Below are 9,180 nucleotides of genomic sequence, written 5' to 3'. Positions count from 1 at the left end.
GCACAGCTGCATGCCGCGCCCCTGCCGGAGCGCATGGTCATGGTGGCCTGCGGCACCTCTTACCATGCGGCGCTGACGGCGCGCTACTGGCTCGAGCGCTATCTGAAGATCCCGGTCGAGATCGACGTGGCCTCCGAATACCGTTACCGCGACCCGCCGCTCACCGGCACCGAGGCGGCGCTGTTCATCAGCCAGTCCGGCGAAACCGCGGACACGCTCGCCGCGCTGCGCCATGTCCAGGGGCGCGTCGCCCACACCATCGGCGTGGTCAACGTGGCCGAGAGCACCATCGCCCGCGAGGTCGGGCTCCTGCTGCCGACCATGGCGGGCCGCGAGATCGGCGTCGCCTCGACCAAGGCCTTCACCTGCCAGCTGCTCACCCTCGCGGCGACCGCCATCCTGGCTGCGCGCGCGCGCGGGCGCATCGACGCGGCGCGCGAGCGCGACCTCGTCGGACTCCTGCTCGAGGTCCCGCGCCTCGTCGGCGAGGCGCTGGCGCTCGAGCCCGCCATCGCGCAGGTGGCGCAGGAGATCGCGGGCGCCCGCGACGTGCTCTATCTGGGCCGCGGCGCGATGTATCCCATCGCGCTTGAGGGCGCGCTGAAGCTTAAGGAAATCAGCTACATCCACGCCGAAGGTTATGCATCTGGCGAGCTCAAGCACGGCCCCATCGCGCTGATCGACGAGGACGTGCCGGTGGTGGTGATGACGCCGATGGACGCGCTCTTCGGCAAGACCGTCTCGAACATGCAGGAGGTCATGGCGCGCTGCGGCCGGGTGGTCCTGGTGACCGACCCCGAGGGCGCGCGCGAGGGCGCCGACGGCGCCTGGCGGGTGATCGGCATGCCCGCGGCCGCGCCGCTGATCGCGCCCATCCTTTACGCCGTGCCCGCCCAGCTCCTGGCCTATTATGCGGCGCTGGCCAAGGGCACCGACGTCGATCAGCCGAGAAACCTCGCCAAATCGGTCACTGTCGAGTAGAGTGCGAAAAAAAGACACGTGTAACGATAGTCGGACGAGGAAGGTTCAGCCATGCGGAGAGTAGTGCTCCTGGCCGCGTGCGTCGCGCTGGCCGGATGCATGGGCAGCGTCAAGCAGGCCAAGGTCGACCCCAAGCCGCCGCCGCCGCCCCACAAGGCGGTCTACACCAAGGACTGCTACACCGTCGACCTGTACATCAAGATCAAGGTGGAAAAGCCCCCGGCCAACGTGCCCGAGCGCTACAAGCGCTTTCTCGGCAAGTGGGGCGGCGGCGCCTGGAACGACGTGTGGTGCCACGACCTGCTGATCAACCGGGTCTACGCCGACGGCAAGGTCGACCTGGTCGACATGCACGCGCCCTATGCGCCGTGGAACGAGCCACCCACCGCCTTCCGGCGCACCGGCTGGATCGACAAGGAAGGCAAGCTGCACTTCGTCTACGGTAAGCAGAGCGCCACCTACCAGATCGTCGACGGCAAGATGCTCGGCACGCGCACCTTCACCGGGATAGGCACGCTGCACATCGTGCTCTACCGCCGTGGCGTGCCGCCGGTGCCCATACCAAGGCCGGCACGGCCGTTCCGCGTCGCCTCCGAGCCGAAGGCCTGAGGGCAGGCGGACCGGCGCCCGATTGTCGCCGCCGGGCCGCGATGCGCCTCACTCCAGCGTGACCAGCACCTCGTTGTGCCGCCAGGGGGCCGGCTCCCAGGGCGGGTCCAGCCGCGCCATGGTGAAGTCGCGCTTGTGCGCAATGCCCTTCGCCTTCAGCCAGGCGTCGAGCCGCGCCGCCTGCTCGCGAAACACCGCCTCGCCCAGCTCGCCGTTGAACTTGACCGCGGCGACGCGGCGCGCCGGCAGCTCGACCACCCGGATGCGCCGGTCGTTCGGCTGCGGCGCGTCCTTCAGCGTATAGACCGCCGGCATCGGCAGCATGGTGCTCCACGACCCGCCGCCATTGTCGCGCACCATCACCGGCGGCTTCATCGGCATCGCCTCGGGCACCGAGTTCTTGCCGGTGAAGTAGCGCTCGAGCCGGATGTAGCCGTCCTCCACGGAGCTGCGGTAGGTGCCGCGCTCGGTGTGCACGGCCCAAAGCTGAGGCCGGTAGTCGCGGATCTCGAACTTGTCCTGGGAACTCACCACCGTATAGGCCGGCGTCTCCTGCGCGGCCTTGTCGCCTGTCGTGCAGCCGGCCAGCGCCGCCACGGCGACCAGCCCGGCCATGATAGCGGAAATCCTTCGCATTGCCGCCCCCTCCTTTCGGTCTCACCCCACGGAATCAAAGGATGGGCAGCAGCTTAGCACGGAATGCTCAGAATCCGTGGCAGATTTCCCCGCGCCGTGGCCCGCGCCCCTCAGCCGTCCTCGGCAAAGCGCCTCAGGCCCGGCGCGGCGGCGAACCAGGGTACCTCGCTCGAGGTCCAGATGTGCCGGTCGGGCGGCACCAGCGCCGGCTCGTCCAGCGTGCCGCTGTTGAGCGAGACGACGCCGGGGGTGGTGGCGTCGCGGAACTCGATCTGGCTGCCGCAGGTGGCGCAGAAGCGCCGCTCGCCCCGGGCCGAGGAGCGGTAGACCGCGGGCGCTCCCGCGACATAGTGAAACCCCGCCAGCGGCACGACCACATAGGCCTGCGCCGGCGCGCCCGAGGAGCGCTGGCACATGCGGCAGTGGCACCAGCCGGCCTCGCCGGGCGTGCCCTCGAAGGCATAGCGCACCGCGCCGCACAGGCAGCCCCCGGTCAGCTTCATGGCTTGCCTTTTCACGGCTTGCCTCCGGTCTCCCGCGCCCTCAGCTCGCGGCGCATGATCTTGCCGGTGGCCGTGGTCGGCATCTGCTCGATGAACTCGACCGCGCGCGGCGCCACATGCGGGCTCAGCCGCTGGCGCACATGCGCCACCAGCTCCGCGGCCAGCGCGTCCGAGCCCTCCTGCCCCGGCGCCGGCACCACATAGGCCTTGACGATCTCGGTGCGCACCGGGTCGGGGATGCCGACGCAGGCCGCCATCGCCACGGCCGGGTGCCCGGTCAGGCAGTTCTCGATCTCGCTCGGCCCGATGCGATAGCCCGAGGAGGTGATCACGTCGTCGGTGCGCGAGGCGAACCAGAAATAGCCCTCCGCGTCCATCACCCCCTCGTCGCCGGTGCGCATCCACTCGCCCGCGGCGTTGCTGGCGAACTTCTCCGCGGTTTTCTCGGGCAGCCCCCAGTATTTAAGGAACATCGCTGCGTCGCCGCGCTTGACCGCGATCTCGCCGGCCTCGCCCGGTGGCACCTCGGCGCCGGCCGAGTCGAGGATCGCCACCTCCGAGCCGGGGAACGCCTTGCCCATCGAGCCCGGCCTGACCTCCATGATCGAGGCGCAGTTGCCCACCACAAGGTTGCACTCGGTCTGGCCGTAGAACTCGTTGATGGTCAGCCCCAGCGCCCCCTTGCCCCATTCCAGCACCTCCGCGCCCAGGCTCTCGCCGCCCGAACCGACCGAGCGCAGCGCCGCGCCGAAGCGCCCCGGGTCAGGCACCGTGCGCATCATCTTCAGCGCCGTCGGCGGCAGGAAGGTGTTGCGCACCTGCATCCGCGCCATCAGCTCGTAGGCCTTCTCGGGGTCGAACTTCTCCATGCGGTGCGCCACCAGCGGCACGCCGAAGCGCAAGGACGGCATGGCGACGTTGCACAGGCCCCCCATCCAGGCCCAGTCGGCCGGGGTCCACATGCGGTCGCCGCTCAGCGGCAGGAACTCGTGCGTCACCTGCACCGCCGGCAGGTGCCCCAGCAGCACCCGGTGCGCGTGCAGCGCCCCCTTGGGCGGGCCGGTGGTGCCCGAGGTATAGCAGATGAAGGCGGGGTCCTCGGGGCCGGTGTCGGCCATCTCGAAGCGGTCGCGCGCCTTGCCCAGCTCCTGCCAGAAGCCCCAGGCGCCAAGCCCGGGCCGGTCGATGGAGAACACCGTCTGAAGCTCGGGCAGCCGCTCGCGGATGGCGTTGACCTTGGGCAGATTCGCCTCGTCGGTCACCAGCGCCTTGGCACCCGAGTCCGACAGCCGGTACTCCAGCCCCTCCTCGCCGAACAGCGTGAACAGCGGCAGCGCCACCGCGCCCAGCTTGTAGGTCGCCAGATGCGCCAGGATGGTCTCGGGCACCTGCGGCAGCAGCACCGCCACCCGGTCGCCGCGCCCGATGCCGTGCTCGACCAGCGCGTTGGCGAAGCGGTTCGAGGCACGCGAGAGCTGCCCGAAACTGTAGTTGCGCACCTCCCAGTCGGGCCTCAGATAGACCAGCGCCAGCCGGTCGGGCTCGGCCTCGGCCCATTTCTCGCACATGTCGCGGGCGATGTTGTAGCGCGCCGGCATCTGCCAGCGGAACGCGGCGCACAGCGCCTGCCAGTCTTGCGCCCGCGTGACCTCGTTGGCGGCTGCCTGGCCCATGGCGCCGCTCAGGCTGCCGGCTTGGTCGCGGCGATGGCCTCGATCCCCATGCCCCGCTCGGCCAGCGCCTGAAGCCGCGGGTAGCCGGGCTCGAGCAGCCAGGGATTGGTCGCCTCGACGAACTGGTAGGCGATGATCGCCGCCGCGTCGCCGCCGTCGGGGCCGTCGGCGGCGGACCAGCCCTCGGCCGGCACGCGCGCGTCCAGCTCGGCCAGCCCGCCCTGCACCTGGCCCGCGACGCGCTTTTGCCACTCCGACCAGTGCAGCGCCTCGGGTCGGCGGTTGCGCTCATAGACCATCGCCACCGCCTTCTCGGCCACCGAGTTGGCCAGCGCCACCCGCTGCAGGCAGTCGCGCCGCGCCTGGCCGCGCGCGGGCACCAGCCGCCGGCCCTCAGGCGCCGTCTCGTCCAGCCAGTCGCAGATGGCGAAGGTCTCGATCAGCCGCGTGCCGTCGTCGAGCACCAGCACCGGTACCCGCGCCACCGGGTTGACCGCGCGGATCTTCTCGAAGTCCCCGCCCATCACGGTCAGCTCGCGCCGCTCCAGCGCCCGGCCCTGCAGCGCCGCCCAGACCGCGACGCGGCGGGCGAACGGCGAAAGGTTGCGACCATAGAGAATCATCCCTGCGTCCCTCCGGTGGCTGGCTTCGCCCCGACCATGCGCGCCGCCGCCCCGCTGTCAACGCGTTTCCGCAGGATGGAGCGCGCGCGCATTGCCCAACCGCCGAAAAGCGCCTAGATTCCACGGACAAAGGGAGGACCCATGCCCGCCATGCCCGCGACCGAGACCGCGCCGCTGATCGACCCGTTCGAGCGGGCCATCACCTATTTGCGCGTCTCGGTCACAGACCGCTGCGACTTCCGCTGCGTCTACTGCATGGCCGAGCAGATGACCTTCCTGCCCAAGCGCGACCTGCTCAGCCTCGAGGAGCTCGACCGGCTGTGCACCAACTTCGTCGCGCTCGGCGTGCGCAAGCTGCGCATCACCGGCGGCGAGCCCCTGGTGCGCAAGAACATCCTGCATTTCTTCGAGCGCATGGGCCGCCACCTCGACGCGGGCGCGCTCGACGAGCTGACGCTCACCACCAACGGCTCGCAGCTCGCGCGCTTCGCCGGGCAGCTCGCCGCGGCCGGGGTGAAGCGCGTCAACGTCTCGCTCGACACGCTCGACGACGAGAAGTTCCGCCGCATCACCCGCTGGGGCCGCCTCGCCCAGGTGCTCGAGGGCATCGAGGCCGCCCAGGCCGCGGGCCTGCACGTCAAGATCAACACCGTGGCGCTCAAGGGCGTCAACGACGACGAGATCCACACGCTGGTCGAATGGTGCGATCAGCGCGGCATGGACCTCACCTTCATCGAGGTCATGCCCATGGGCGACCTCGGCAACGAGGACCGGCTCGACCAGTACTACTCGCTCGACGACCTGCGCGCCGATCTGGCCAAGCGCTGGACGCTGACCGAGACCGACTACCGAACCGGCGGCCCCGCCCGCTACGCCCGCGTCGAGGAGACCGGCCAGCGCATCGGCTTCATCACACCGCTCACGCACAATTTCTGCGAAAGCTGCAACCGCGTGCGGCTGACCTGCACCGGCACGCTCTACATGTGCCTCGGCCAGGAGGACGCGGCGGACCTGCGCCGCGTGCTGCGCTCCACCGCCGACGACGGGGCCGTCCAGGCCGCGATCCGCGAGGCGATCTCGCGCAAGCCCAGGGGCCACGACTTCGACTATGCGCGCCACCAGGTGCGCGGCCAGGTCGGCCGGCACATGAGTGTCACCGGCGGCTGAGCCGCCGCCCCCCTTAACCGCGCCTTCACCATCCCGGGGCCACAGTCGGGCCGCGCCCAAGGGCCCGACCCGCCCGCGCGCCCAACTCCGGAGAGCTCCATGCACCTCAAGGCTGCCGTTCAGGCGGCCGCCCCCGGCGCGCCCGCTGGCGCGGCGGAGGCGCTCGCCGCCCTCGACCCCGCGACCCCCGCCCTGGCCACGCCGCTGCGCGCGGCGCACCTGATCGGCCAGTGCGCCCACGAATCGGCGGGCTTCACGCGCGCCCAAGAATCGCTCAACTACTCAACGCCCGAGCGCCTGATGGCGGTCTGGCCGCGCCGCTTCCCCCGCCGCCGCGACGCCGTCCCCTGCGTCGCCAACCCGCAGGCGCTGGCCGAGCGCGTCTATGGCGGCCGCCTGGGCAACCGCGCCCCCGGCGACGGCTGGCGCTATCGCGGCCGCGGCTGGCTCCAGCTCACCGGCCGCGCCAACTACCGCCGCTTCGGCCGCCTGCTTGGCCTCGCGCTCGAGGCCGAGCCCGACCTCGCCGCCGCCCCCGGCATCGCCTGGCGCATCGCCGCGCTCTATCTCGCCACCCGCCAGCGCCAGGGCCGCACGGCGCTCGACTGGGCCGACACGAACGACTCCCGCATGGTCACGCGCATCGTCAATGGCGGGCTCACCGGGCTGGCCGACCGGCGCGCGCGCACCGCTGCGGCGCTCGCCGCCCTGACCGCGGGCGCCGCAACCCTTCGCCCGGCAACCCTGCGCCCCGGCGACAGCGGCACGGCGGTCATGAGCCTGCAACGCGCGCTCGCCCGCGAGGGCTTCGCGCCCGGCGCCCCCGACGGCGTCTTCGGCCCGCGCACCGGCGCCGCGCTCGCCGCCTTCCAGCGCGCCGCCGGCCTCGCCCCGGACGGCATCGCCGGGCCGGCCACGCTCGACCGCCTCATGGCACAGGCCGCCTGAAGGCTTGCGCAGCGCGCGCGCGAGACGGCAGGATGGCCCTCCCGGCTCCCCATGCACGGAGGCCCCCATGCGCCGCGCCGCCCCGCTCGCCCGCCTCTTCGCCGCCCTCATCGCCCTCCTCCTCGCCCTGCCCGCCCCGCTCGCCGCGCAGACCAAGGCCGAGCCCGAGGCGCCGGGGGCGCTTGCGCCCAACCCCCTCGTCACCGCCAGGCACGACATGGTGGTCGCCGCCCATCCCCTGGCCAGCAAGGTCGGCCTCGCCATCCTGCGCCAGGGCGGCACGGCGGCCGACGCCGCCGTCGCCACGCTGCTCGCGCTCAACGTGGTCGAGCCGCAGTCGAGCGGGCTGGGCGGCGGCGCCTTCGCGCTGGTCGACGGCCCGCACGGCCTGACCACTTGGGACGCGCGCGAGACCGCGCCCTTCGGCGCCCGCCCCACCATGTTCCTCGACAAGACCGGCAAGCCCCTGCCCTTCCTCGTCGCCGTGGCCAGCGGCCACTCGGTCGGCGTCCCGGGCATGGTGCGCCTGATGCAGGCGCTGCACGACCGCTACGGCCGGCTGCCCTGGGCCGACCTGTTCGCCCCCGCCATCCGGCTGGCCCGCCACGGCTTCAAGGTGACGCCGCGCCTGGCCGGGGAGGTGGCCGAATTCCGCGACCGCCTCGCCGCCTCCCAAGCCGCCGACCTGCTCTTGCCCGGCGGCAAGCCGCTCGCGGTCGGCGACACCTTCCGCGACCCCGCGCTGGCCGACACCTTCGAGCTGTTGGCCAGGAAAGGCCCGGAGGCCTTCTACACCGGGCGCATCGCGCGCGACATCGTCGCCGCCGTGCATGCCGGCCCGCGCCCCGGCGCCATGCAGCTTGCCGACCTCGCCGCCTACCGCGCGAAACAGCGCCCGCCGGTCTGCCTCGACTACCGCGCCCGCTACCGCGTCTGCGGCATGGGCCCGCCCTCGTCGGGCGCCACCACCGTGGGCCAGATCCTCGGCCTGATGGGCAACTTCTCGCTCGACGGCCTCAGCCTCGACAGCCCCCGCCTGTGGCACCTGTTCGCCGAGGCCTCGCGGCTGACCTATGCCGACCGCGCCCGCTATCTCGCCGACTCCGACTATATCCGCGTGCCCGTGCGCGGGCTGCTCGACCCCCGCTACCTCGCCTCGCGCGCCAAGCTGATCGACCCCGCCCACGCCGCCCAGGGCAAGGCCCAGGCCGGCAACCCGCCATGGAACGACGCGCCGGTGACCGCGCCGCAGGCGCCCGGCGGCAGCCCCGGCACGACGCAGCTGTCGGTGATCGACGCAAACGGGCTGGCGATCTCGATCACCGCCTCGATCGAGACCGCCTTCGGCTCGGGCCGCGTGGCCGACGGCTTCCTGCTCAACAACGAGCTGACCGACTTCTCCTTCAGGCCCACCGCCGAGGACGGCACCCCCGTGGCCAACTCGGTGCAGCCGGGCAAGCGCCCGCGCTCGTCGATGTCGCCCACCATCGTGTTCCGGCTCGCGGCGCCGGCCAGGCCCTACATCCTCACCGGCTCGCCCGGCGGCTCGCGCATTCCCGAATACGTCGCCGGATCGCTGCTGGCGATGCTCGACTTCGGCGCCGATCCGGCCGATGCGGCGGCGCTGTTCCACGTCTCCGACAGGAATCTGGGCAAGATCGTGCTCGAGAAGGGCGCCGCGCCGCCCGGCCTCGCCGCGGCGCTGGCCGCCATGGGCCACCATCTCGGCGAGGCGTCGATGACCTCGGGCCTCGACATCATTCGGGTGCGTCCCGGCGGCGGGATCGAGGGCGGCGCCGACCCCCGGCGCGAGGGTCTGCCGCTCGGCGACTGAGCGCCGCCTTGCGCCGCATCCCGGGATGCGCGGCCAGGAAGTGCCTGAGCGCCGCCAGGAGCGCGGCCGCGTGCGCATGGTTGCCGTGAGCGAGGGCCGCGCGGATGTCGTCGCAGATCATCGCGCCGACCTCCAGCTCGCCGCGCTCCTGCTTGCTCATCAGCCAAGCCGCCAGCGCCGTCGCCGCCGCCTCGGGCAGGTGCTCG

9 protein-coding genes are annotated in these 9,180 nt (G+C 72.2%); 5 read left to right on the top strand and 4 right to left on the bottom strand.

All coding sequences use genetic code 11. The annotated features are described in order from the left end of the window. Both AC32QD_RS03545 and AC32QD_RS03540 read left to right on the top strand, forming a co-directional pair. The coding region (locus AC32QD_RS03545) for an isomerizing glutamine--fructose-6-phosphate transaminase (RefSeq protein ID WP_492009104.1) at positions 1-981 on the top strand (981 nt) is incomplete at its 5' end. Between the two features lie 51 nt (positions 982-1,032). Beyond that, positions 1,033-1,590 carry a hypothetical protein gene (locus tag AC32QD_RS03540; RefSeq protein ID WP_492009103.1) on the top strand — a complete coding sequence of 186 codons (558 nt, stop codon included), beginning with the start codon at positions 1,033-1,035 and terminating at the stop codon, positions 1,588-1,590. Between the two features lie 48 nt (positions 1,591-1,638). Here the strand turns inward: AC32QD_RS03540 and AC32QD_RS03535 are convergent, their stop codons facing one another. The 4 genes from AC32QD_RS03535 to AC32QD_RS03520 all read right to left on the bottom strand — a co-directional run bounded on the left by AC32QD_RS03535 (position 1,639) and on the right by AC32QD_RS03520 (position 5,025). Then, positions 1,639-2,226, bottom strand: coding sequence for an SOUL family heme-binding protein (locus tag AC32QD_RS03535; protein ID WP_492009102.1), 588 nt, complete (start codon positions 2,224-2,226; stop codon positions 1,639-1,641). Positions 2,227-2,336: 110 nt separating this feature from the next. After that, positions 2,337-2,744 carry a GFA family protein gene (locus tag AC32QD_RS03530; RefSeq protein ID WP_492009101.1) on the bottom strand — a complete coding sequence of 136 codons (408 nt, stop codon included), beginning with the start codon at positions 2,742-2,744 and terminating at the stop codon, positions 2,337-2,339. Next, positions 2,741-4,402: an acyl-CoA synthetase gene (locus AC32QD_RS03525; RefSeq protein ID WP_492009100.1), complete on the bottom strand. Its 1,662-nt coding sequence runs from the start codon at positions 4,400-4,402 to the stop codon at positions 2,741-2,743. Before AC32QD_RS03525 ends, AC32QD_RS03530 begins: the two co-directional genes overlap by 4 nt. Before the next feature lie 8 nt (positions 4,403-4,410). Further along, the gene (locus tag AC32QD_RS03520) at positions 4,411-5,025 is read right to left on the bottom strand and encodes a glutathione S-transferase family protein (RefSeq protein ID WP_492009099.1); all 615 of its coding nucleotides are present in this window, start codon (positions 5,023-5,025) and stop codon (positions 4,411-4,413) included. 141 nt (positions 5,026-5,166) lie between these two features. On the opposite strand from AC32QD_RS03520, the gene moaA reads away from it, so the two are divergent. The 3 genes from moaA to ggt all read left to right on the top strand — a co-directional run bounded on the left by moaA (position 5,167) and on the right by ggt (position 8,974). Continuing rightward, positions 5,167-6,192 carry a GTP 3',8-cyclase MoaA gene (gene moaA, locus AC32QD_RS03515; RefSeq protein ID WP_492009098.1) on the top strand — a complete coding sequence of 342 codons (1,026 nt, stop codon included), beginning with the start codon at positions 5,167-5,169 and terminating at the stop codon, positions 6,190-6,192. Positions 6,193-6,291: 99 nt separating this feature from the next. After that, complete coding sequence (locus AC32QD_RS03510) at positions 6,292-7,140, top strand: peptidoglycan-binding protein (protein WP_492009097.1); 849 nt, start codon at positions 6,292-6,294, stop codon at positions 7,138-7,140. Between the two features lie 67 nt (positions 7,141-7,207). Beyond that, on the top strand, positions 7,208-8,974 hold the full coding sequence (ggt, locus tag AC32QD_RS03505) for a gamma-glutamyltransferase (protein ID WP_492009096.1): 1,767 nt from the start codon (positions 7,208-7,210) through the stop codon (positions 8,972-8,974). Positions 8,975-9,180: the final 206 nt, after the last annotated feature.

This window comes from Thermohalobaculum sp. (genome assembly GCF_058622915.1).
This window is presented reverse-complemented; position numbering and strand designations above follow the sequence as displayed.

Bases quoted from the DNA above. Each gene is read 5' to 3' on its own strand.
- moaA (WP_492009098.1), top strand. From the start codon at position 5,167: ATGCCCGCCATGCCCGCGACCGAGACCGCGCCGCTGATCGACCCGTTC.
- ggt (WP_492009096.1), top strand. From the start codon at position 7,208: ATGCGCCGCGCCGCCCCGCTCGCCCGCCTCTTCGCCGCCCTCATCGCC.
- AC32QD_RS03520 (WP_492009099.1), bottom strand. From the start codon at position 5,025: ATGATTCTCTATGGTCGCAACCTTTCGCCGTTCGCCCGCCGCGTCGCG.
- AC32QD_RS03535 (WP_492009102.1), bottom strand. From the start codon at position 2,226: ATGCGAAGGATTTCCGCTATCATGGCCGGGCTGGTCGCCGTGGCGGCG.
- AC32QD_RS03525 (WP_492009100.1), bottom strand. From the start codon at position 4,402: ATGGGCCAGGCAGCCGCCAACGAGGTCACGCGGGCGCAAGACTGGCAG.
- AC32QD_RS03510 (WP_492009097.1), top strand. From the start codon at position 6,292: ATGCACCTCAAGGCTGCCGTTCAGGCGGCCGCCCCCGGCGCGCCCGCT.
- AC32QD_RS03540 (WP_492009103.1), top strand. From the start codon at position 1,033: ATGCGGAGAGTAGTGCTCCTGGCCGCGTGCGTCGCGCTGGCCGGATGC.